Annotated in this window: 19 protein-coding genes; 18 read left to right on the top strand and 1 reads right to left on the bottom strand. The window is 55.8% G+C overall.

The features are described 5' to 3' along the window. Positions 1-272: 272 nt before the first annotated feature. The 10 genes from JD108_RS20925 (at position 273) to JD108_RS20880 (ending at position 15,286) form a co-directional block, all read left to right on the top strand. Positions 273-2,345, top strand: coding sequence for a heterodisulfide reductase-related iron-sulfur binding cluster (locus JD108_RS20925; protein ID WP_198827843.1), 2,073 nt, complete (start codon positions 273-275; stop codon positions 2,343-2,345). 324 nt (positions 2,346-2,669) lie between these two features. After that, positions 2,670-3,848: an acetyl-CoA C-acetyltransferase gene (locus tag JD108_RS20920; protein ID WP_198827842.1), complete on the top strand. Its 1,179-nt coding sequence runs from the start codon at positions 2,670-2,672 to the stop codon at positions 3,846-3,848. Positions 3,849-3,948: 100 nt separating this feature from the next. Continuing rightward, on the top strand, positions 3,949-4,800 hold the full coding sequence (locus tag JD108_RS20915; protein ID WP_198827841.1) for a 3-hydroxybutyryl-CoA dehydrogenase: 852 nt from the start codon (positions 3,949-3,951) through the stop codon (positions 4,798-4,800). A 29-nt stretch (positions 4,801-4,829) separates the two neighbouring features. Then, positions 4,830-5,972 carry an acyl-CoA dehydrogenase gene (locus JD108_RS20910; protein WP_198827840.1) on the top strand — a complete coding sequence of 381 codons (1,143 nt, stop codon included), beginning with the start codon at positions 4,830-4,832 and terminating at the stop codon, positions 5,970-5,972. A gap of 62 nt (positions 5,973-6,034) precedes the next feature. Next, a complete protein-coding gene (locus tag JD108_RS20905; RefSeq protein WP_198827839.1) occupies positions 6,035-7,177 on the top strand; it encodes an acyl-CoA dehydrogenase in 1,143 nt (380 codons plus the stop codon). A gap of 31 nt (positions 7,178-7,208) precedes the next feature. Continuing rightward, positions 7,209-8,156, top strand: a complete 948-nt coding sequence (gene meaB, locus JD108_RS20900; protein WP_198827838.1) for a methylmalonyl Co-A mutase-associated GTPase MeaB — start codon at positions 7,209-7,211, stop codon at positions 8,154-8,156. Between the two features lie 140 nt (positions 8,157-8,296). Continuing rightward, entirely contained in the window at positions 8,297-8,926 is a 630-nt protein-coding gene (locus JD108_RS20895) for a TetR/AcrR family transcriptional regulator (protein WP_198827837.1), read from the top strand. Between the two features lie 69 nt (positions 8,927-8,995). After that, positions 8,996-12,247, top strand: a complete 3,252-nt coding sequence (gene icmF / locus JD108_RS20890) for a fused isobutyryl-CoA mutase/GTPase IcmF (protein WP_198827836.1) — start codon at positions 8,996-8,998, stop codon at positions 12,245-12,247. 682 nt (positions 12,248-12,929) lie between these two features. After that, complete coding sequence (gene rpoE, locus JD108_RS20885) at positions 12,930-13,481, top strand: DNA-directed RNA polymerase subunit delta (RefSeq protein ID WP_198827835.1); 552 nt, start codon at positions 12,930-12,932, stop codon at positions 13,479-13,481. A 203-nt stretch (positions 13,482-13,684) separates the two neighbouring features. Next, positions 13,685-15,286, top strand: a complete 1,602-nt coding sequence (locus tag JD108_RS20880; protein ID WP_198827834.1) for a CTP synthase — start codon at positions 13,685-13,687, stop codon at positions 15,284-15,286. 89 nt (positions 15,287-15,375) lie between these two features. Here the strand turns inward: JD108_RS20880 and JD108_RS20875 are convergent, their stop codons facing one another. After that, positions 15,376-16,176, bottom strand: coding sequence for a lipid II flippase Amj family protein (locus JD108_RS20875; RefSeq protein ID WP_198827833.1), 801 nt, complete (start codon positions 16,174-16,176; stop codon positions 15,376-15,378). A 165-nt stretch (positions 16,177-16,341) separates the two neighbouring features. Here JD108_RS20875 and JD108_RS20870 point away from each other — a divergent pair, with 165 nt between their 5' ends. From JD108_RS20870 to JD108_RS20835, 8 genes are all read left to right on the top strand, one after another. Then, positions 16,342-16,716 (top strand): response regulator, encoded by a 375-nt coding sequence (locus JD108_RS20870; protein WP_198827832.1) that lies wholly within the window; start codon positions 16,342-16,344, stop codon positions 16,714-16,716. A 104-nt stretch (positions 16,717-16,820) separates the two neighbouring features. Continuing rightward, positions 16,821-17,675: a class II fructose-1,6-bisphosphate aldolase gene (fba, locus tag JD108_RS20865; RefSeq protein ID WP_198827831.1), complete on the top strand. Its 855-nt coding sequence runs from the start codon at positions 16,821-16,823 to the stop codon at positions 17,673-17,675. 15 nt (positions 17,676-17,690) lie between these two features. After that, positions 17,691-18,335, top strand: a complete 645-nt coding sequence (gene fsa, locus JD108_RS20860) for a fructose-6-phosphate aldolase (RefSeq protein WP_198827830.1) — start codon at positions 17,691-17,693, stop codon at positions 18,333-18,335. 79 nt (positions 18,336-18,414) lie between these two features. Beyond that, on the top strand, positions 18,415-19,698 hold the full coding sequence (locus JD108_RS20855; RefSeq protein ID WP_198827829.1) for a UDP-N-acetylglucosamine 1-carboxyvinyltransferase: 1,284 nt from the start codon (positions 18,415-18,417) through the stop codon (positions 19,696-19,698). A 29-nt stretch (positions 19,699-19,727) separates the two neighbouring features. After that, on the top strand, positions 19,728-20,690 hold the full coding sequence (gene glpX, locus JD108_RS20850) for a class II fructose-bisphosphatase (RefSeq protein WP_198827828.1): 963 nt from the start codon (positions 19,728-19,730) through the stop codon (positions 20,688-20,690). Between the two features lie 51 nt (positions 20,691-20,741). Then, positions 20,742-22,022: a transcription termination factor Rho gene (gene rho / locus JD108_RS20845; protein WP_198827827.1), complete on the top strand. Its 1,281-nt coding sequence runs from the start codon at positions 20,742-20,744 to the stop codon at positions 22,020-22,022. 104 nt (positions 22,023-22,126) lie between these two features. After that, complete coding sequence (locus JD108_RS20840; RefSeq protein ID WP_198827826.1) at positions 22,127-23,023, top strand: M23 family metallopeptidase; 897 nt, start codon at positions 22,127-22,129, stop codon at positions 23,021-23,023. A 71-nt stretch (positions 23,024-23,094) separates the two neighbouring features. Then, positions 23,095-24,366: a radical SAM family protein gene (locus JD108_RS20835; protein ID WP_198827825.1), complete on the top strand. Its 1,272-nt coding sequence runs from the start codon at positions 23,095-23,097 to the stop codon at positions 24,364-24,366. The last annotated feature ends 102 nt before the right edge of the window (positions 24,367-24,468 follow it).

The raw sequence follows: 24,468 nt of genomic DNA, 5'->3' as shown, positions 1-24,468 counted from the left end.
GGCAGAGGGGAGCGCGATTCCTTTGCTTGCGGGGTGTTTTTTCTGCGCCCACCATCTGGCAGTCTCCCCGCGACAGAAAGAGTGGTGACGAATCGCGGGCATATGTGTTAAGATCAGGGCATAGCCTAAACTGAACGAACGCTCAGTCTGGACAAGTTGGCAAAAATTTTGAAAAAGAGAAAATAATGAGTGAATGGTCATTCATTTTTTCTGACGCTTCTGCTAAGATAGAAAACAACAGTCGAAGACGAAAAAAGGGGGAGCTGAGGACCTTGCTGGCTCTGATTAATCTCATCGCATTTTTTCTGGTGCTCGCATACGGCCTGTACCTCGCATGCCACGTGGTTTACAGCCGGTATCTTTTCATCAAATTGGGGAAAAAGCCGGATGTGAAGGACGACTTTGGCGCACGCATCAACCTGATGCTGGAGAACGTCGTTTTTCACAAAAAGCTCTTGAAGGACAAAAAGAGCGGCGTGATGCACGTCGTCATGTTTTACGGCTTTATCATTCTGCAGTTCGGCGCGATCGAGCTGATCATCAAAGGGCTGGTCAAAGGCTTCGAGCTCCCTTTTGGCAGCGCCCATCCATACTTCAGCCTGATGCAGGAGATCACCACCTTCCTGATCATGGCGGCAGTTGGCTACGCTTTCTACCGCCGCTATGTGGAGAAACTCAGCCGACTCAAACGCGGCTTCAAGTCCGGCCTGGTGCTGTTGTTCATCTCCAGCCTGATGGCAACCGTCCTGCTGTCGCTTGCCTTTGAGCAGTTGTGGCTGGGGCATGCACCATCGGTATTTGCCCCGATCTCTTCGGTCATTGCCGCTCCGTTTGCGGGCATCTCCGAGACGGCAGCAGCCGCTCTGTTTTACGTATTCTGGTGGCTCCATCTCTTGATTTTGCTCGCTTTTGCGATTTACGTGCCGCAGTCCAAGCACGCACACCTGATCTTTGCGCCGGTCAATGTCTGGTTTAAAAAGCTGGAGCCAGCCGGCAAGCTGTCCAGCATCGATTTCGAAGACGAGACCCAGGAAGTGTTTGGCGTCGGAAAAATTGAAGACTTTACGCAAACCCAGCTCATCGACCTGTACGCCTGTGTGGAGTGCGGACGCTGCACCAGCATGTGTCCGGCTTCGGGCACCGGGAAGATGCTGTCGCCAATGGATCTGATCACCAAAATGCGCGATCATCTGACGGAAAAGGGGGCGGCGATCACCTCACGCACACCGTGGATGCCCAGCTTTGCCTTTGCCAATGCCCCGGCCAACCAGCTCGCCCTGCAAGCGTCCGAAGCGGCAGCGGCATCCGAGGGGGCGACCGCGGCGATCTACGACAAGAATCTGATCGGCGACGTCATCACCGAACAGGAGCTGTGGGCTTGCACCACTTGCCGCAACTGCGAGGACCAGTGCCCGGTGATGAATGAGCACGTGGACAAAATCATCGACATGCGCCGCTATCTGGTCATGACCGAGGGCAGCATGCCGCAAGAGGCCCAGCGCGCGCTGAACAACATCGAGCGCCAGGGCAACCCATGGGGCATTAACCGCAAGGACCGGATGAAATGGATCGAGGGCCTGAACGGTCAGTATGAGGTTCCGACCGTGCAACAGGCGGAGGAGTTTGAATACCTGTTCTGGGTAGGTTCGATGGGCTCGTTTGACCTGCGCAGCCAGAAAATCTCCCAGGCCTTTGTCAAGCTGATGCACGAGGCAGGCGTAAAATTCGCCATCCTCGGCAATGAGGAAAAGAACTCCGGCGATACGGCCCGCCGCATCGGCAACGAATTCCTCTTCCAACAGCTTGCCCAGGAGAATATTGCGCTGTTCCAGGCGTACGGCGTGAAGAAAATTGTGACCTGCGATCCGCATGCGTTCAATACGTTTAAAAATGAGTATCCGGAGTTCGGACTGGAAGCCGAAGTCTACCATCACTCGGAGCTGCTCGCCCAGTGGGTGAAGGAAGGGCGCCTCAAGCCGACGAAAGAAGTGAAAGAGCGCATCACCTATCACGACTCCTGCTACCTCGGCCGCTACAACGAGATTTACGATATGCCCCGCCAAATCCTGGAGGCGATCCCGGGCGTCGAGATCGCGGAGATGAAGCGCAGCGGCTGCGACAGCATGTGCTGCGGAGCGGGCGGCGGGCTGATGTGGATGGAAGAGCACGAAGGCACGCGGGTGAACGTCGCCCGTACCGAGCAAGCTCTCGAAGTGAACCCGACAGCCATCGCCAGCGCTTGTCCGTACTGCTTGACGATGATGAACGACGGCGTGAAGATGAAAGAGAAAGAAGACGAAGTGAAGACGCGCGACGTGGCAGAGATCCTCGCTGACGCGATCTAAACAGCGGTGCAGATGTGAACTCCTTGTCCCAGTGGGGCAGGGAGTTTTTGCAAATGGGGACATCCAGAGAAAAGTGGAAAGGGAGAGGCCTGAATGGATGCAGAGAGATTCGTTCTCTTGCCAATCACACAAAAAAGTCGGGCCCTCTTTTTTTATATTCATTGACTATTCGGACCTGAGGGGGCAAAATGAAGATATAGAAATGAGCGACCGCTCGATCAGTTTGAGCCTTACTTGATTACTTTAAGCCTAACGGATTTCATTTTTGGACGTTCAGAGTACGCAAGCCCATTTGCACGTCACCTAGCGAGGAGGAACCGGTAGATGAAAACGGTAATTGTGGGGGGAGCGCGCACCCCGTTTGGCAAGTTCGGCGGAGCTTTGAAGGATGTCGCGGCCGTAGACCTCGGCGGGATCGTAATCAAGGAAGCGCTGGAGCGCTCGGGCGTATCCGGCGAGCAGGTGGATGAAGTGATTATGGGTATGGTGATCCAGGCGGGAGCCGGACAGGTGCCGTCCCGCCAGGCGGCCCGCAAGGCAGGGATCCCGTGGAATGTCGCCAGCCAGACGATCAACAAGGTTTGCGCCTCGGGCATGAGAGCTGTCACGATGGGGGATCAGATCATCCGGGCGGGTGACGGTCAAATCATCGTGGCGGGCGGCATGGAGAGCATGAGCAACGCACCCTACGCGCTGCCGGGAGCGAGATACGGACTTCGGATGGGAGATGCGGCCGTTCGGGACTTGATGATGTACGACGGCCTTACCTGTCCGTTTGACCAGGTGCCGATGGCGGTCCACGGCAGCAATGTGGCGGACGAATACAAGATATCCCGCGAGGAGCAGGACCGCTGGGCTTACCGCAGCCAGATGCGCGCTGCCGAGGCGATGGCGGCAGGCCGGTTTGACGAGGAAATCGTGCCGGTGCCAATCCCCCAGCGCAAGGGTGAACCGCTCCTGGTGACGAAGGATGAGGCTCCCCGTCCCGATACCACGCTCGAAGGGCTGGCAAAGCTGGCTCCGGTCTATAAAAAGGACGGTACGATCACGGCCGGCAATGCGCCCGGCATAAATGACGGCGCGGCGGCCATGGTGCTGATGTCGGAGGCAAAAGCGGCGGAGCTGGGCGTAAAACCGCTCGCGACCATCCTCGGCCACGCCCAGGTGGGAGCGGAAGCGCCGTATATCGCGACGACACCCGGCCTGGCGATCCAGAAGCTGCTGGAGAAGACCAGCACCCGCCTGGAGGACATCGCCCTGTTTGAAGTCAATGAGGCGTTTGCGGCCGTCACCTTGACCAGCGGCAAGATCGTCGGCTGGGATGAGGAAAAGGTGAATGTAAACGGCGGTGCCATCGCCCTGGGCCATCCGATTGGTGCCAGCGGCGCGAGGATCATCCTCCATCTCGCCTATGAGCTGAAGCGGCGCGGCGGCGGGCTGGGAATCGCGGCGATCTGCAGCGGAGCCGCCCAGGGAGATGCTGTACTGATCAAGGTGGAATAGCGGGCCGGCCGGTCCATTTGCCATGGATAGCTGCCAAGACCCGTTGAAATGAAAGCATCGCAAAAGTTGAATGGTGGAAACGTCGAACGGAGGCATGGAGATGAACATCCAAACAATCATGGTCGTAGGAGCCGGACAGATGGGTAGCGGGATTGCCCAGGTGTCGGCGCAGGCAGGCTTTCGCGTGATCCTGAGCGATGTCAAACAGGAATTCGTAGACCGCGGCCTCGCCAACATCGCCAAAAATCTGTCCCGCAATGTGGAGAAAGGCCGGATGACGGAGGAGGAAAAGGCAGAAGTCCTGAGCCGCCTCACCCTTTCTACGGATCTGGCAGACGGCAAAGACGCAGATTGCGTCATCGAGGCCGTCACCGAGAACATGGGCATTAAAACAGAGATTTTCAAGAAGCTGGACGAGGTTTGCCCGCCTCATGCGGTGCTGGCCAGCAATACCTCGTCGCTGCCGATCACGGAGATCGCCGCGGTGACCACCCGTCCGGAAAAAGTGATCGGCATGCACTTCATGAATCCGGTGCCGGTGATGAAGCTGGTGGAGATCATCCGCGGCCTGCAGACGGCAGATGAGGTGTACCAGCTGACCGAGGATTTGTCCAAGCAGATGGGCAAAGTCCCCGTCAGCGTCAACGACTTTCCCGGTTTTGTCTCCAACCGCGTGCTGATGCCGATGATCAACGAAGCGATCTACTGCGTGTACGAGGGCGTGGCCACGCCGGAAGCCATCGACGAAGTGATGAAGCTGGGGATGAATCATCCGATGGGTCCTCTGACCCTGGCCGACTTTATCGGACTGGATACCTGCCTCTATATCATGGAGGTGCTGTACGAGGGCTTCGGGGACTCCAAGTATCGCCCATGCCCGCTGCTGCGCAAGTATGTTAAAGCCGGATGGCTTGGCAAAAAATCGGGTCGCGGCTTCTATGTATACAACTGAGAGGATACTCATAGAAAGGCAGGACCGACATGGATTTTCGATTCAGTGACGAGCAAGAAATGATGCGCCGCATGGTACGCGACTTTGCCCAGAAAGAGATAGCTCCGCTGGTGCCCGTCATGGAAGAGACGGAAGAATTCCCGCGCGAAGTGGTCAAAAAAATGGGCGAGATCGGCTTGATGGGCATCCCCATACCGGAAGAGTGGGGCGGGGCTGGTGCCGATTTCCCTTCTTATATTCTGGCGATTCATGAGATTTCCAAAGTGAGCGCGACAGTGGGGGTCATCCTGTCGGTGCACACCTCCGTGGGCACCAATCCGATCCTCTACTTTGGCACGGATGCGCAAAAGCAAAAGTACGTGACGCAGCTCGCAGCGGGCAAAATGCTCGGGGCTTTTGCCCTGACCGAACCGCACGCCGGATCGGACGCCAGCCACATCCGTACGTCCGCCGTCAGAGAGGGCGGCGAATACGTCCTGAATGGCAGCAAAGTATTTATCACCAACGGCGGGGAAGCGGATGTCTACATCGCTTTTGCCGTGACCGACCCGTCCAAGGGCACGCGCGGGATCTCCGCCTTTATCGTCGACAAGGATACCCCGGGACTTTCCGTCGGGAAAAAGGAAAAGAAAATGGGTCTTTACGGCTCCAGCACCACTGAGTTGATTTTCGAAAACGCCAGAGTCCCTGCGGAGAATCTGCTCGGCCAAGAGGGCGACGGCTTTACCATCGCCATGGCCAATCTCGATGTAGGCCGAATCGGCATCGCAGCTCAGGCCCTGGGCATCGCAGAAGCGGCTCTCGATTACGCGACCGCCTACGCCAAGGAGCGGAAGCAGTTTGGACAGCCGATTATCAAGCAGCAGGCGATCGCCTTCAAGCTGGCGGATATGGCGACCATGGCAGAAGCGGCGAGACTCTTGGTCTACCGGGCCGCCTACCTGCGCAGTCAGGGACTCCCCTGCGGGATGGAAGCCTCCATGGCCAAAAAATTTGCTTCGGATACAGCGATGAAAATCGCCACCGAAGCGGTTCAGGTATTCGGCGGGTACGGCTACACCCGCGAATATCCGGTGGAGAGGCTGTTCCGCGACGCCAAGGTGACGCAAATCTACGAAGGAACCAACGAGATTCAGCATATCGTCATCGCCAAACATTTGCTTTCCGAATAAAGAAGAGCCCGGAGCACGGGATATAAGACCAACCACCAATTGAGACGCAGGGAGTGGAAGCGATGAATTTTCAACTGACCGAAGAACAAGAGATGCTGCGCAAGATGATCCGCGATTTTGCCGAGACCCAGGTAGCTCCTAGCGCAGCCGAGCGGGATGAGGAAGAGCGTTTTGACCGCGCGATTTTTGAGCAGATGGCCGAGCTGGGACTGACAGGCATCCCTTGGCCGGAAGAGTACGGCGGCGCGGGCGCGGATTACCTCAGCTACGTGATCGCCGTAGAAGAGCTGTCCCGAGTGGACGCCTCCATCGGTGTGACCTTGTCTGCCCATGTCTCGCTGGCGAGCTGGCCCATCTACAAGTTTGGCACGGAAGAGCAGAAGCAGAAGTTCCTCCGTCCGCTGGCTGAGGGCAAAAAGATGGGCGCCTACTGCCTGACTGAGGCAGGCTCCGGCTCTGATTCCGCGGGCATGCGGACGACGGCGGTGCGCGACGGCGATCACTATGTGCTCAATGGCAGCAAGATTTTCATCACCAACGCGGGAGAAGCGGAGATCTACATCGTCTTTGCCGTTACCGACCCGGAGCTGAAGCACAAAGGAATCACGGCCTTTATCGTCGAAAAGGGTATGGAAGGATTTACGATGGGCAAGAAAGAAAAAAAACTGGGGATTCGTTCCTCGCCGACGCTTGCAGTCAATTTCGAAGATGTGCGTGTTCCGGTCGAAAACAGGCTGGGTGAAGAAGGCCAAGGCTTCAAGATCGCGATGATGACACTCGACGGCGGCCGCAACGGCATCGCCGCACAAGCGCTGGGCATCGCCCAAGGCGCGTTCGAGCACGCGCTTGGCTACGCCAAGGAGCGCAATCAGTTCGGCAAACCGATCGCTTCGCTACAAGCCATCCAGTTCAAGCTGGCCGATATGGCGACCAAGATAGAAGCGGCCCGCCTCCTGACCTACCAAGCAGCCTGGCTGGAGGACAGCGGCCTGCCCTACGGCAAGGCATCCGCGATCTCAAAAGTATTTGCCGGCGATATCGCCATGGAAGTGACGACCGAGGCTGTGCAGGTCTTTGGCGGCTACGGCTATACCCGCGAGTATCCGGTGGAACGCTTCATGCGCGATGCGAAAATCACGCAAATCTATGAGGGAACCAACGAAATTCAACGCGTCGTGATCAGCAACTACCTGCTGAAGGAGTAGAGCGAACAACAGGGTGAGATGAGGGCGTTTCATGCACGAAATCACTAGACGCATTCTCGCAGGAGATGTGCGCGGGGCAGCCCGTGCGATCACCTGTATCGAAAACGACTATCCAGAACGGGATCAGATTTTGAAAGAGCTGTTTCCGCACACCGGCCGGGCCAAACTGATCGGGATCACCGGTACGCCGGGAGCCGGAAAAAGCTCTCTGGTCGATTGCCTGATCGGCTATCTGCGGACTCAGAACATCACCGTCGGGGTGGTAGCGGTGGATCCCACCAGTCCGTTTACCGGCGGCGCGCTGCTCGGCGACCGCGTCCGGATGCAGAACCACGCTCTCGACAAAGGGGTGTTTATCCGCAGCATGGGCACGCGGGGCAGTCTCGGCGGCCTCTCAACCAATACGCGGGATGCGGTGCGCGTGCTGGATGCGTACGGCTGTGATGTCATTCTGATCGAGACCGTGGGCGTCGGCCAGTCGGAGCTGGATGTGATGGGTATCGCGGATACGACAGCCGTGGTCCTCAATCCGGGCGGCGGAGACAGCATCCAGGCGTTCAAGGCGGGCATCATGGAGATCGCAGACTTGTTTGTGATCAACAAGGCTGATCTGCCCGGTACGGAAAAGCTGCAGATCGAGGTGGAGCAGATGCTGGACCTCGCCAAGCACGATGCACCGTGGCGGCCCCCGATCGTGCGCACCATCTCCACGGACGGGCAGGGGATGCCCGATCTCTGGCAGGAGGTGGAGCGTCACCAGCAGTTCCTGCGCGAGACGGGCGAGGCAGAGACGCGCCGCTCCCGTCATTTGCAGGAAGAGGTGCTCGACATCGTCCGTGACCGTCTGTTCCAGCGGCTGCTCGCCGATATTCAGCACGGCGGGCACGCCGAGGAGCTGGAGCGGGTGGCGGCCCGGGATGAAGACCCTTACAGTGCGGCCGAGCGGATCATCAGCCGCTGGTGGGGGAAAACTACCTGATCAAGAGGAAAAGAAAGATTGGCTTTCGGCGCTCTCCAGTCGTATAATAACGTGGAAATACGATAGAGAGAGCGCGTCAGTCTTTCTATTACCAAATGTTGTCTGACCAAACGCTCAGTCGGTTGGAAGGTGGATAAGTCGTGGAAAAGAGAAAAAACATACCGTCGCTGGTGAAGGACCCGAAATTGATTGAAAAGCGCAGGGAGCAGATCATCGAGGCTGCTGTTGACCTGTTCATCAAAAAGGGGTTCCACAAAACCACGACGCGTGAAATCGCCCGTGCGTCCGGATTCAGCATCGGCACCCTGTACGAATATATCGAATCCAAGGAAGACGTCCTGTATCTGGTATGCGATGCCATTCACGCCGAGGTGGAGGGCCGTTTGCGTGAAGCGATTACGTTTAACGGAAACGCTCTGAAGATCCTCAAGCTGGCGCTGCGCAGCTTTTTCCGCGTGATGGATCAGATGAGCGACCGTGTGCTGCTCATCTATCAGGAGTCCAAGTCGCTGCCAAAAGAAACGCTTCGCTATGTACTGCGGCGGGAAGAAGAAATTTCGCTTATTTTCGAAGATATACTGCGCAAGGGAATTGCCGATGGTTCGATCGGCATCGATGAAAAGCACGTAAAGCTGATGGCTGACAACATCATGGTGCTTGGAGAGATGTGGGTATTCCGCCGGTGGGCGCTGCAGCGCCACTATACACTGGAGGAGTACACGGAGAAACAGACGGCATTGCTTCTGCGCGAAATCAGCGTTTCCGAGTAGCTCCAACAGGCTTCGTCCTTGGGGGTCTCTCGGTGAGCGCATCACTTGATTTCCAGGGAGAGTGGAACGATGGAAACAGAAGTGTATCGTCCGCAAAACAAGGTGCGCTTTGTCACAGCAGCCAGCCTGTACGACGGGCATGACGCCTCGATCAACATCATGAGGCGGATTTTGCAGGCTTCCGGTGTGGAAGTGATTCACCTGGGTCATAACCGTTCGGTGAATGACATCGTGACCGCCGCGATCCAGGAGGATGTGCAAGGGATTGCCATCAGCTCCTATCAGGGCGGCCATGTGGAATTTTTCAAATATATCGTCGATTCGTTGAAAGAGCGGGGAGCCGGCCACATTCGCCTCTTCGGCGGCGGCGGCGGAGTCATCGTGCCCCGCGAGATTCGCGAGCTGGAGGAGTACGGCGTCAGCAAGATCTTCTCGCCTGACGACGGCCGCAAGCTGGGCCTCCAGGGCATGATCAACTACATGATCCGGGAGTGCGATTTCCCGACCGTGAAGCAGATCCAGGGAGAAGTGGAGGAGCTTCACAAGCAGAATCATCAGGCGATTGCCCGCCTGATCTCGCTTGCCGAATACGCCGTGGAAGATCCGCAAGTGTTTGCGCCGGTGAAGGATCGCCTCCCTGAGCCGCAGCATCTGGTTCCTGTGCTCGGGATTACCGGGACAGGGGGAGCGGGAAAAAGCTCGCTCACGGATGAGCTGGTCCGCCGTTTTCTGCGTACGTATGCGGATAAGACAGTGGCGATCCTCTCTGTCGACCCCTCCAAGCAAAAGACGGGCGGCGCTCTCCTGGGCGACCGCATCCGCATGAACGCCAACAACACGCCGCGCGTCTACATGCGCAGCCTGGCCAGCCGCCGCTCCGGTTCCGAGCTGTCGGCTGCGGTGAAAGACGCGATCCGTGTCGTCAAATCGGCCGGGTTTGACCTGGTCATCGTCGAAACCAGCGGGATCGGCCAGGGGGATGCCCAGGTCACCGAGGTGTGCGACGTCTCGATGTATGTGATGACGAGCGAATTCGGCGCGCCTTCGCAGCTGGAGAAAATCGACATGCTCGACTTCGCCGACCTGATCGTGATCAACAAGTTCGAGCGCAAAGGCTCCGAGGACGCTTTGCGCGAGGTGCGGAGGCAGTATCGCCGCAACCACCAGCTCTTTGATCTGCCGGATGAAAAAGTGCCGGTGTACGGGACGATCGCCAGTCAGTTCAACGATCCGGGCACCAATGTGCTGTTCGCCGCGCTGATGCACAAGATCGTGGAAAAAACCGGGGCCGACTGGAATGTTGCAGGGCTTGATCCGACACCGATCCAGACCCACAAGCCGTCGCTCATCCCGGTGGAGCGCAGCAACTATCTGCAAGAGATCGCTAACACCGTCCGCGGCTACCGCAAATTTACCGAGGAGCAGTCCGCCATCGCCCGCAAGCTCTACCAGCTTGCCGGGGCCAAGGAGACCCTGCTCGCCTCCGGGGAAGAGCATGCTCAGGAAGTGGCGGCGGTGCTGGATAAGCAGATCGCCCATTTTGAAAGCAAGCTTCATCCAGAATGCAAGCAAATTTTGGACAATTGGCCCAAGCTGAAAGAATTGTACAAACAAGATCAGTTCGTCACCAAAATCCGCGACAAGGAAATCGTGACGAAGCTGTTTACCGAATCGCTGTCTGGCACCCGGATTCCCAAAGTCAGCCTGCCTGATTTTCAGGACTGGGGCGAGATTTTGAAATGGTCGCTGAAGGAAAACGTGCCCGGCGAGTTTCCGTACACGGCAGGTGTCTTCCCGTTCAAGCGGGAGGGGGAAGATCCCAAGCGCCAGTTTGCGGGCGAGGGTACGCCGGAGCGCACCAACAAACGCTTCCACTTCCTGTCGCAAAATGACGAGGCCAAGCGCCTGAGCACGGCTTTTGACTCCGTGACGCTGTATGGCGAGGACCCGGACTACCGCCCGGATATTTACGGGAAGATCGGCACCAGCGGCGTCAGCATCTGCACGCTGGACGACATGAAAAAACTGTATGCCGGCTTTGACCTGTGCGCCCCGACGACCTCGGTCTCGATGACGATCAACGGACCGGCTCCGATGATTTTGGCCAAATTCATGAATGCGGCTATCGAGCAGCAGGTAGAGAAGTTCGTCGAACGGGAAGGCAGACAGCCTGGGCCGGAGGAATACGAACAGATCAAGGCGTACACGCTGTCGACCGTGCGCGGCACTGTGCAGGCGGACATTTTGAAAGAGGATCAGGGGCAGAACACCTGCATCTTCTCGACGGAGTTTGCCCTGCGGATGATGGGCGACATTCAGCAGTATTTCATCGACCACAAGGTACGCAATTACTACTCGGTCTCCATCTCCGGCTACCATATCGCGGAGGCGGGAGCCAATCCGATTACCCAGCTCGCCTTCACGCTGGCAAACGGCTTTACCTACGTCGAATACTATCTCAGCCGCGGCATGCATATTGACGATTTTGCGCCGAATCTGTCGTTCTTCTTCTCCAACGGTCTCGATCCCGAGTACACGGTGATCGGCCGCGTGGCTCGCCGGATTTGGGCAACCGTGATGAAGAACCGTTACGGCGCCAACGAGCGCAGCCAAAAGCTGAAGTACCACATCCAGACATCGGGCCGCTCTCTGCACGCGCAAGAGATGGACTTCAACGATATTCGCACGACGCTGCAAGCCTTGATCGCCATCTACGACAACTGCAACTCGCTTCATACCAACGCCTATGACGAAGCGATTACCACCCCGACGGAGAATTCCGTACGCCGCGCGATGGCGATCCAGATGATCATCAACAAGGAGATGGGGCTGGCCAAAAACGAAAATCCACTCCAGGGCTCTTTTATCATCGAGGAACTGACGGATTTGGTCGAAGAGGCGGTTCTTCAGGAGTTCGAGCGGCTGAATATGCGCGGCGGCGTGCTCGGCGCGATGGAAACCCAGTATCAACGCGGCAAAATCCAGGATGAGTCGATGCTCTACGAGATGAAAAAGCACAGCGGCGAGCTGCCGATCATCGGCGTCAATACGTTCATCAATCCCAATGCGTCCGAGGAAGACTACGAAATCGAGCTGGCTCGGGCGACAGAGGAAGAGAAGGAACAACAAATCCGCAACCTGCGCGCCTTCCAGGAGCGCAACCGCGATCTGGCTCCGGCTGCCCTCAAACGGCTGCAGGAAGTCGCGATCAGCGGCGGCAATATCTTCGCGGAACTGATGGAAACCGTAAAAGTCGCCTCGCTGGGCCAAATCAGTGCCGCACTGTACGAGGTAGGCGGACAGTATCGCCGCAATATGTAACAGGCGCAAGCAAGAGAACAACGGCGATCCGTAAACCGCAGCAAGAAGACCAAAGAGAACCAAACACCCGGATGCGAGGAAGGCATAAAAGGAGCGGTTGAAACCCGATGGGGGACGACCGCTCCTGTGTTGCTATTTGTGTTGCTTCTATATCGAAGAAACCACAAAAGTCCGCCGAAGAAGCATGTTCCCATGCGGAGCGACTTAGCAGAGCCATCTGAGCGGAGCAGCGGGGGGCGGGAAACAGGGGCGCAACCCTGATTTCTCTGCGGAGCGAGACCACTTTTGCGCACCCCGGCCACCCGCTGTGGAGCGGACAGTCAAACATCCTCGCAGGCTCAAAACGGAGCGCAGCATGGGAACATCCTTCTTCCCCGACAGCACGTTGAGCGAAAAAAGCGGAGGGTACGTTGAGCAAAAACAGAGAGAAGAGTAGGCACATGCTTCGCGTTCAAGCCCGTTTTTCCCGAAGTCTGCAAAATCACGGGCCCAGCGTTTGAATCCCTTGCATTTTCGTCTAAAATAAGGAATACTGTATGTTAGCCATTTTTATTGATGGACGGCCGGAGCTGTCTGTACTCCGGTCTGCATCGGTTACATAAGGCTCGGCCGGCTTCGCTTTAAAGCCGGACGGCGGCCATGTTTTCAAGCCAAGTTTTCAATATGAAAGGACGTGCCCTGGGTGAGTCAAAAACTTGCACATCTGGACCGTGATAAACTAAATGAGATGGCACTGGTGGATATCGCTTACGAAATCCTGCGCGAAACCAACCAAGTCCACAATTTTCGTGATTTGATGAATCAGCTGGCCGAACTCCGCGGCATGAGCGAAGAGGAAAAAATGGACATCATCGCGCAAGTATATACAGAAGTGAACATTGACGGCCGTTTTGTTTGCCTGGGCGACAATAACTGGGGACTGAAGCGCTGGTACCCGACAGATACGGTCGAAGAGACGCAAGAAGGCGGCAAGAAGAAGAAAGTCATCCTGGACGACGACTTCGACGACTACGAGACAGAGGACGACCTCGTCGAAGAGTATGAGGAAGACGAGATTGCCATCTTCGAAGACGATGAGTTCGTCGAGGAGGCGGAGGAGCTGGACGATGATCTGGACCCTGACCTCGAAGAGGAAGAAGAGCTCGAGGAAGATGAGCTTTTTGAAGAGGACGAGGATGAGTTGGCCGAGGAAGATCCGCTCGATGAACTGGACGAGGAAAATGAGGATTTATAATTCTTGACTCCGATTGGCGGACAAGATAAAATACTCCTTGGGCTTCACATGAAGAAGGACTTTATATGGGAAACTACAAAACAAAAGTGCCCCTACCCGAGATGCTCGGGATAGGACTCGCTTTTGTTTTTTCTTTTTTGGGAGCCGTCTTCATCCGTATATTATGACTACCTAGGAACAGGGGAAAGAGGGGACGTAAAACGATGACGAAGTACATTTTTGTAACAGGCGGGGTCGTATCCTCGCTCGGAAAAGGGATTACTGCGGCTTCTCTGGGCAGACTCCTGAAAAACAGAGGGTTAAAGGTAACGATTCAAAAGTGTGACCCATACATCAACGTCGACCCGGGCACAATGAGCCCGTATCAGCATGGGGAAGTGTTCGTAACGGACGATGGGGCGGAGACGGACCTCGACCTGGGACACTACGAGCGCTTCATTGACATTAACCTGAGCGCCAACTCCAATATGACCACTGGGAAAATTTACTCCACCGTCATCGCCAAAGAGCGCCGCGGTGATTACCTGGGCGGAACGGTGCAAGTGATTCCGCACATCACCAACGAGATCAAAGACCGCATATTCCGTTCGGGCAAAGAAACCGGAGCGGATGTGGTGATTACGGAGATCGGCGGTACCGTCGGCGACATCGAGAGCCTGCCTTTCCTCGAAGCGATCCGTCAGATCAAGAGCGATATTGGCCGTGAAAACGTCATGTATATTCACGTAACCCTGGTTCCGTTTATCAAGGCAGCAGGAGAAATGAAAACAAAGCCGACCCAGCACAGTGTAAAAGAACTGCGCAGTCTGGGGATTCAGCCGAATGTCATCGTCACGCGCACGGAGCAGCCGCTTTCCCAAGACATGAAGGATAAACTGGCACTGTTCTGTGATATCGACAAAAAAGCCGTGATTGAGTGCGTAGATGCAGAAACACTGTATGATATTCCGTTGCAGCTGCAAGAGCAGGGGCTGGATGACTACGTATGCCGCCACCTCGGCCTCACTTGCGGGGAAGCAGATATGACCGAATGGAAATCGCTGGTCAGCAAAATCAAAAACCTCGCGAAAAACACCCGCATTGCCATCGTCGGCAAATACGTGGAATTGCCGGATGCTTACCTGTCTGTGGCAGAAGCGCTGTACCACGCGGGATACGCAAATGACTCGGCGATTAAGATCAAATGGGTAAGTGCGGAAGAGGTCACTCCCGAAAACGTAGGAGAGCTGCTGGCCGATGTCGACGGCATCCTGGTACCGGGCGGTTTCGGCGACCGCGGGATCGAAGGAAAGATCACCGCTACCCGTTATGCCCGCGAAAACAAGATTCCGTTCCTGGGCATCTGCCTGGGCATGCAGATCTCTGTCATTGAATTTGCCCGTCACGTAGCAGGCATGGAGGGCGCCAACAGCTCCGAGATTAACCCGGATACGAAATACCCGGTCATCGACCTGTTGCCGGAGCAAAAAGAAGTGGAAGACAAAGGCGGCACGATGCGTCTGGGTCTCGGTCCGACGAAGGTGATCGAAGGCAGCTTGGCCGCAAAAGCGTACAACAGCACGCTGGTGTACGAGCGCCATCGCCATCGCTACGAGGTAAACAACGAATACCGCGATCAACTGGCGGAGCTGGGCATGCGCTTCTCCGGTACGACACCGGACGGCCGCCTGGTGGAAATCGTCGAAGTCGTCGATCACCCGTGGTTCCTGGCTACGCAGTTCCATCCGGAGTTCACCTCCCGTCCGAACCGGCCGCAGCCGTTGTTCCGGGACTTTGTACACGCAGCGCTGACCAACAAACGATAGAGCACGACCTGCAGCCATGCAGCCCAAATAGAAACGCACTGGCCGGAGCTTCTCCGGCCAGTGCGTTTTTTGTTTGTTCTTGCACGTTTTTATCCTGCCTGGAAAAGGGGGGCGATCCACGCTGCCCAGTGAGCCGCCGGGACGAGCAGGAGCTGCGCCAGCAGGGTTCCGAAGAAGCGGGAAATCATCAGGCCGATGTAGATGTCGCGCACCTGTCCCATTTCACTTTGGCCGTTCATGGCCCTGTCCGTAAGCAGGCCCACTTGCGGATCGATGAAAATGGTCAGAATGATCGTTGCGATCCCGTTGATCATCCCGGAAGCCGACATCACGGTGGCTTTGAACTCCGGCACCAAGAGTGAGGCGAACTGCGTAGCCAGCACGCCGATGGTATAGATGCCGGTGACGATACAGTTCAGCAGCAGGAGCCGGTAGGGAATGCCTTTGATCCGAAAGCGGGCCAGGCTGGGCAGCCGCGGCAAGCGGATATGATGCTTGACCTGGCGGATGCGATGGATGGAGACGGTCGTCCGGAGCAGCTGCGGGAGGGAGCCCGTGATCTCCAGGTGAGCGATCAGCCGTTTGGACAGCTGGACGAGTGTGGGAAACAGCAGGATGGCGGCGAGGGTGCCCAGCGATGCGGCACCGATAATCAGGTGCAGGGCAGGGAGCACCTCCGTATTTTTAGCCGAGGCATGGTCGATCAGCGCTCCGGTAAAAGGAGCTTGAATCATATTGGAAGTCCGCGAGACGAGGACGATCACGCCAGTCAGGGAAAGGGCCACAGCCAGTCTCCCGGTCTGCACGCCGGCGTAGCGGAGGGCGTAGGAGAGCGTCTCAGCCGTGTGGATCACGATGGTAAACAAACAGATCATCCAGAGCGTATTCATGATGAGCAAGTCTCCTCACACAAAGGCATAATTGAGGTCTATTATACGCGAATGCCGCCGAGCAGGAAAATTTCGATAATAAGAAGCAGGATTTTCCTGAAATTAGGCGAATCTCTAAGGTTAGTAAATGTGACGGTTGTAAAAAATCAGGGGGACTGAATAAGTATGCAGGATAAACGAGATAAAAAAGTGTTGGTTGTCGATGATCAGTACGGCATTCGCATCCTGCTGTACGAGGTGCTGGGCAAAGAAGGCTATAAGACTTTCCAAGCCGCAAACGGCAAGATGGCCTTAGAGATCGTCGAAAAAGAATCGCCCGACCTGGTGATTCTCGATATGAAAATTCCTGGCATGGATGGCATCGAAATCCTCAAGCATATTAAAAAGATCAATCAGGAGATTAAAGTGATCATGATGACGGCCTACGGGGAACTGGACATGATTAAAGAAGCGACACAGCTTGGAGCGTTGACCCACTTCACCAAGCCGTTCGATATCGATGAGCTGCGCCTGGCGGTCCACAAGCAATTGGCCTGCTGAGTTTTCCATCTGGATATTTGTCCTGAGACAAGCGCACCTGTTAACAAGCAGAGGTCTGTGGTATAATAAGCCACGTTACAGAGTCTGCTAAGGAGGATTTTCATATGCCACTTGTACCGATGACAGCTTTTACTGAAGATGTCAAAAAGCATAAATATGCAGTGGGACAGTTTAACCTCAACAACCTGGAGTTTACCCAAGCGATTACGGAAGCCGCGATGGAAGAGAAATCCCCGGTGATTTTTGGCGTGTCTGAAGGCGCCCTCAAATACATGGGGCTGGATTATACGGTCGCGATCGCCAAAGTCGCTGCTGAGCGCTCCGGTGTTCCTGTTGCGCTGCATCTGGATCACGGGAGCAACTTTGATATCGTCATGAAATGTATCCGTGCCGGCTTTTCTTCCGTGATGTTCGACGGATCTCACCATTCGTTCGAGGACAACATCCGCCTGACGAAACAGGTAGTGGAAGCTGCTCATGCAGTAGGCGTATCCGTCGAGGGCGAGCTGGGTACAATTGGCGGAGTAGAGGATGATTTGTCCGTAGACGAAGAAGACGCTACTCTTGCAAATCCGGACGAGGCGATTCGCTTCTGGGAAGAGACCAAGGTAGACTATGTAGCGATCGCTGTCGGTACTGCACACGGCATGTACAAAGGCGAGCCGAAAATTCGCTTTGACATCATCGAAAAAGTAGCCAGCAACATCGGCGCACCGATCGTACTGCACGGCGGTTCCGGCGTTCCTGATGAGGCCATTGTCAAATCGATTTCTCTCGGAGTAGGAAAAATCAACGTCAATACAGAAAGCCAAGTCGCATGCACGGAAACGGTTCGCAAGGTCCTGGCAGCGAAGCCAAACGAGATTGACCCGCGCAAATATCTCGGCCCGGCTCGCGATGCCATCAAGGAAGTTGTCAGAGGCAAAATGCGCCTGTTCGGCAGCAGCAATCGTGCGTAACCAAGGAGGTCCAACATGCGGTTTTTGATTGATACAGCAAACGTCGAGGAGATTCGCGAGATCCACGAGTGGGGCGTCGTCGCCGGCGTTACGACCAACCCGTCTCTGGTAGCCAAAGAAGGCCGCGACTTCATCGAAACCCTAAAGGAAATCATCGACATCGTCGATGGTCCGATCAGTGCCGAAGTGATCAGTACCGAAGCAAAGGGCATGATCGAAGAAGGAGAAAAGCTGGCGTCTCTGTCCAAAAATATCGTCATCAAGGTTCCGATGACGGCAGAGGGCCTCAAAGCCGTCAAGTATTTTGCGAAGCGAAAAATCCGCACCAACGTGACGCTTGTCTTTTCCGCCAATCAGGCACTGCTGGCTGCGCGCGCAGGAGCGACGTATGTGTCTCCGTTCCTGGGACGTCTGGATGACATCGGCCATGACGGCATGCAGTTGATCGAAGATATTTCGGAAATTTTCTCCGTACACGGGATCGAGACGGAAATTATCGCCGCCTCGGTTCGTCACCCTGTTCACGTGACGGAAGCAGCCCGTCGCGGCGCACATTTCTCGACGATTCCCTACAAAGTCTTTAAACAAATCATCGCTCACCCGCTTACAGACAGCGGGCTGGAGAAATTTTTGGCCGACTGGGCCAGCATGCAAAAGTAAGAAATTTCTAATGAATAGAGAGCACCTTTTCCGTTGGGGAAGGTGCTCATTTCCCGATTAAGCCTGAGGGGAGCAAAACATGGAAAAGCTGATCATCAACGGGGGAACCCCGCTTCAAGGCTCAGTGACCATCAGCGGGGCCAAAAACAGTGCTGTCGCCCTGATTCCTGCTGCGCTTCTGGCAGACGGGCCGGTTGTGATTGAGAATTTACCGCATATTCAGGATGTGGAGATCTATCACGAGCTTCTCCGGGAAATGGGAGCCGACGTATTGTTTGAGGAAGATTGGATGGAAGTGGACGGCCGTCCGATGAAACCGATGCTGATGCCCAATGGACGCGTCAAAAAATTGCGTGCTTCTTATTACCTGTGGGGAGCGCTGCTGGCCAGGTTCGGCGAGGCGCGCGTAGGACTTCCGGGCGGCTGCGATCTGGGGCCGCGGCCGGTTGATCTCCATATCAAGGGATTTGAGGCATTGGGCGCGGAGGTCACCAATAAAAATGGGGTAATGACGATTCGCGCCAAAGAAGGCCGGCTGAAGGGCGCGCGGATATACCTCGACCTGGTCAGTGTGGGAGCGACCATCAATATTATGCTGGCCGCCGCCAAGGCGGAAGGGCTGACCATTATTGAAAATGCCGCACGGGAGCCGGAGATCGTCGATGTCGCCACCCTGCTCAACAATATGGGCGCCAATATCAAAGGGGCAGGCACAGACATCATCCGGATCCAGGGGGTAGAGAGGCTGCACGGGTGCCGCCACACGATCATCCCGGACCGCATCGAGGCGGGTACCTATATGATCGCTGCGGCAGCGACCAGAGGCAGCGTCACAGTCGAGAATGTCATCCCCAAGCATCTGGAGTCCGTCACGGCCAAGCTGAGAGAAATTGGCGTAGACGTCAAAGTCATGGACGATGCGATTCAGGTAAACGGCAGGGATGAGTACCGGGCCATCGATGTTAAAACCAGTCCGTATCCCGGTTTTCCGACGGATCTCCAACAGCCGATTACGACGCTGCTTACGCTTGCGACCGGATCCAGCATCGTGACAGATAATATTTACAGTGCCCGTTTTCGCCATGTTGACGAGTTGCGGCGCATGGGGGCCAACCTCAAGATCGAAGGGCGCTCGGCCGTGATCGAAGGAGGCAACCGCCTGAACGGAGCCAAGGTCGTCGCTTCGGATCTGCGTGCGGGGGCTGCGCTGGTCATCGCTGGTCTGGCTACGCAAGGAACGACAGAGCTGGAGGGCTTGGAGCATATCGATCGCGGGTACGAAAATTTGGTCAACAAGCTGCTCAGCCTGGGAGCAAACGTGCAGCGGGTTGGCCGGGAGCAGAAGGAACGTCAACAGCAGTAGCTCATGACCAGGAAAGGAGTCTTCAAAGAATGGAACGAAGCTTAACGCTTGAACTGGTACGTGTTACGGAGGCGGCAGCTCTCGCCTCAGCGCGTTGGATGGGTCTCGGCAAAAAGGACGAGGCCGATGACGCGGCTACGACAGCCATGCGCAAAGAGTTTGAAAATGTGCCCATGGACGGTACCGTTGTGATCGGGGAGGGCGAAATGGACGAGGCCCCGATGCTTTTTATCGGAGAAAAGCTGGGCCAGGGTGTCGCGCCGGCAGTCGACGTTGCGGTGGACCCGTTGGAGGGCACCAATATTGTCGCCAAGGGAACATGGGGAGCGATCTCGGTCATCGCTGTCGCCGACCGGGGCAATCTGTTGCATGCGCCTGACATGTACATGGAGAAAATTGCTGTCGGTCCAAAGGCCGTCGGCAAAATCGACATCAACGCCCCGATCCGGGACAATTTGAAGGCAGTCGCCCAGGCCCAAGGAAAAGATATCAGCGATTTGGTAGCCATCGTGCTGGACCGCGACCGTCACCAGAAAATCATTCACGAAATCCGCGAGGCAGGCGCACGCATTCGCCTGATTTCCGACGGGGACGTGGCAGCGGCGATCAATACCGCTTTTGAGGATACAGGCGTCGATATTCTCTTCGGCTCCGGCGGAGCTCCGGAGGGCGTCCTCGCGGCTGTCGCGCTCAAGTGCATGGGCGGAGAGATTCAGGGCAAGCTGATGCCGCAGAGTGAAGAAGAGGTAGAACGCTGCAAACGCATGGGGTTGGTAGATCCCTATCAAGTATTGTATATGGATGATCTCGTAAAAGGGGACGATGCTATTTTCGCCGCCACAGGTGTGACGGACGGTGAATTGCTGCAAGGGGTTCGGTTCCGCGGTACTCGTGCGACGACGCATTCGGTCGTGATGCGTGCGAAGACAGGAACCATCCGCTTTATCGAAGGAACCCATCGCTTGGAGCGCAAACCGCGCTTGGTATTGTAAGGCGGCATTTGGACGAAAATAGATGAACAGAATACAAAGAGTGGTGTAATCATGTTACTTTCAGAACTGGAAGAAAAAAAGCTGACCGACCTGTACAAGCTGGCCAAGGAATATCAGATTCCGTATTACTCCCAGCTGAAGAAAAAAGAGTTGATCTTTGCGATTCTGCGGGCCAGAGCAGAGAGGGACGGTCTGATGTTTATGGAAGGAGTGCTGGAAATTCTCCCGGAGGGGTACGGCTTCCTGCGTCCGATCAACTATCTCCCCAGCTCGGAGGATATCTACATCTCCCAGTCGCAGATTCGCCGATTTGACTTGCGGATGGGAGACTTGGTATCTGGCAAGGTGAGACCGCCCAAGGAAAATGAGCGTTACTTTGGACTGCTGCAGGTAGAGGCTGTGAACGGGGAAGACCCCGAATCGGCAGCCGAACGGCTTCATTTCCCCGCCTTGACACCGTTATACCCTCAAAACAAACTCGTCCTGGAAACGACACCAGAGCGAGTTTCCGCACGCCTGATGGACCTGATTGCCCCTGTTGGTCTCGGCCAGCGCGGATTGATCGTAGCGCCGCCCAAGGCCGGAAAAACGATACTGCTCAAGGAAATTGCCAACAGCATTACGGCCAATCGACCGGATATTCACTTATTTGTTCTCTTGATTGATGAACGGCCGGAAGAAGTAACGGATATGCAGCGCTCCGTACAAGGGGAGGTCATCGCCTCCACCTTTGACGAGGTTCCGGAAAATCATATCAAGGTAGCCGAGCTGGTGCTGGAAAGAGCGAAACGGCTGGTTGAGCACAAAAAAGACGTCGTGATCCTGCTGGATTCGATTACGCGTCTCGCACGTGCGTACAATCTGGTGATCCCGCCGAGCGGACGGACACTTTCCGGAGGGATTGACCCGGCAGCGTTTCACAGACCCAAACGGTTCTTCGGGTCCGCACGCAACATCGAGGAAGGCGGCAGCCTGACGATTTTGGCGACCACACTGGTAGAGACGGGCTCTCGTATGGACGATGTCATTTACGAGGAGTTTAAAGGCACGGGCAACATGGAATTGCATCTGGACCGCAAGCTGTCCGAGCGCCGCATCTTTCCGGCGATCGATATTCGCCGTTCGGGTACGAGACGCGAGGAGCTGCTGCTTTCCAAAGAAGAGTTGGATAAGCTGTGGGCGATTCGCAAAAGTATGAATGAGAGCGCGGAGTTCGTCGAGTCCTTCCTGAAAAAGCTGGCGGACACGAAGACCAATGAAGAATTCTTGCAAAGCATCGATACAAGCAAGCAAACACGCGGGAAACAAAGCGGTGTGACGGCGGGGTCTTAGACTCGCCGTCATTTTTTTTGCGGTGGGCGAATATCGTATAAAAGATGGGATTGTGCAGATAAGGAAGGAATCTGCTGGAAATAACCTGTGGAGGAGGAATGTCCGTGGATTACGAGCAGATGCCGGCGGGGTGGGGAAGCCGCGAGGAAGTGAAGCAGGCAGTCGTCGAGCAGGTACTGTTTGAAGCCTTTAACCCTTTTTCCTCCCTGAACAAACCAACGGCGAGGGCGAAGGGCGAGGTGCTGACCTACACCGTGAAACAGGGCGATACGTTGTCTGAGATCGCGAGTCGCTACGGACTGTCGCTCAAGCAGCTGGTGGAGCTGAACAAGATGGTCAATCCCCATCTCTTGGGAATCGGCATGAAGCTGGTCTTGAATTCCGATGAGGTGACGCATACGGTGAGGCGCGGCGAGAATATGGACTACATCGCCAAACGATACAACGTAAGCAAAGAAATGATCCTGGAGAAAAATCCGTTGCTGCGGTTGATGTCGGACAACCTTTACATAGGGCAATCGATTCAGATCCCCGTCGCCGATACAGGAACGCTGACAGCCAAGGAATGGTCCCAAAAGCGGAATGTGGTGACTGCCGCCAGCCGCAAAGCCAATCGTTCCCGGATGATGGAATGGCCGGTCAAAGACGCGACCGTCACGAGTGGATTCGGTACGAGATGGGGGCGCATGCACAAAGGGCTGGACATGTGGAAGGAGAGCGAAGGGCAGACGCCCATCTACGCCGCCAAGGAAGGCGTGGTCGTCGAGGCGGGAGGAAATCGCGGCGGCTACGGCTATATCGTGATTCTCGATCACGGGGACGGATTGCAGACCTATTACGCCCATATGCGCAAAATCATCGTCTCGCCCGGCCAGCAGGTGGAGCAGGGGGAGATGCTCGGCTATATGGGACGGACCGGGGATTCCACGGGCTACCATCTCCATTTTGAAGTGCGAGAGGATAACGTCCCGATGAATCCACTCCGGTATTTGAGCAGGTAACGGTTCTCATTTTACATTGTCTGATCGTTGCGTTACAATGGGCTGAGCGAAAAAAGCGAGGCGATTGAACCATGCAATTGGTATACGCAGACGAGAAAGGCAATGTATTCGATCACCCCGAACTTTTGGCGGTGGCTCGAAATGGCGATATATTGACAGAGATTTTGGATGAGGAATTGATTCCGCTGCCGGAAGGGGCGACACTCGTCAGCCTGCCGGATACAGTTCCCATCGGAATGGACCCGGATACGGGCGAGATGGTGAAGCTGGATGGGTATACGGCAGTGGGGGCATTGATTCCTCAAGGCTTTACTCGATTGCTGCTGCCCGGTTACGTGAAGACGGATAAAACGAGCAAGTTCCCGTTGTTTGGCTATACGGCTGTGGTATGGAAAGATGAGCGTTTCTGGGTGGCAGGCCGTAAAAGTGACGATCCTCATCAGTGGAACCCGCTCAACTTCCCTATGGACGAGCTGCGCCAGCGGGTAGAGAAGACGCTGGAGCTGTTCCCGAACAACCGGATCTTGCAGCATCTCTCCCACTGTGCGCTGGAATACGAGTGCCTGACGGCTTCCAATAACTTTTTCCATCGCTGGGAAGGAAGTCTTCCCGTCTCATACACCTGCAATGCAGGCTGCTACGGCTGCATCTCCGAACAGCCGGAAGACAGCGGCTTTCCGTCACCGCAGACGCGGATGAATTTCAAACCGACAGAGGACGAGCTGGTCGAGGTGATGCTGCACCATTTGCAGACGCCCGAGAGCATTATCAGCTTCGGCCAGGGGTGCGAAGGAGAGCCGTCCACGATGGCGGGGATTATCGTGCCGGCTATGCGCCGCGTGCGAGAGCAGACGGATATGGGCTACATCAACATCAATACCAACGCCGGACTGACCGATCACATCAAGGGGATCGTCGATGCCGGATTGGATTTGATGCGGGTAAGTACCATCAGTGCGATCGATGAGCACTACAACGCCTACTACCGGCCACGAGGCTACACGCTGGAAAACGTCGCCCGCTCGGCGGAATACGCCGCTTCCAAAGGCGTCTACACGTCGATCAATTACCTCTGCTTCCCGGGCGTTTTCGACCGTGAAGAGGAGATGGAAGCGATGATTGCGTTTATCCGTCGGACAGGCATCAAGCTGATTCAGCTGCGCAACCTGAATATCGACCCGGAGAGCTATTTGGCAATGATTCCTCCTGCAAAAGGGGAGATCTTCGGGATGAAACAGGCGATCGAAATCTACCAGCAGGAGCTGCCGGACGTGGTGATCGGCTCCTTTACCCACGTGCCGCCAAAAGAGCTGCGCCGCCGGAAGAACCAGGCACAGCCTTGATTTGACAGTTGCATTTCGGATACGGCCGTGCTACTATTTTCTATGTGTATTTTCTATATAACTCTGTTTCGGCAAACGATTCAGGGCGGAAAAGAGGTGTAC

The organism is Brevibacillus composti (assembly GCF_016406105.1).
GTDB lineage: Bacteria > Bacillota > Bacilli > Brevibacillales > Brevibacillaceae > Brevibacillus > Brevibacillus composti.
The sequence above is the reverse complement of the archived record's forward strand: the minus strand, read 5'-3'. Positions and strand labels throughout refer to the sequence as shown.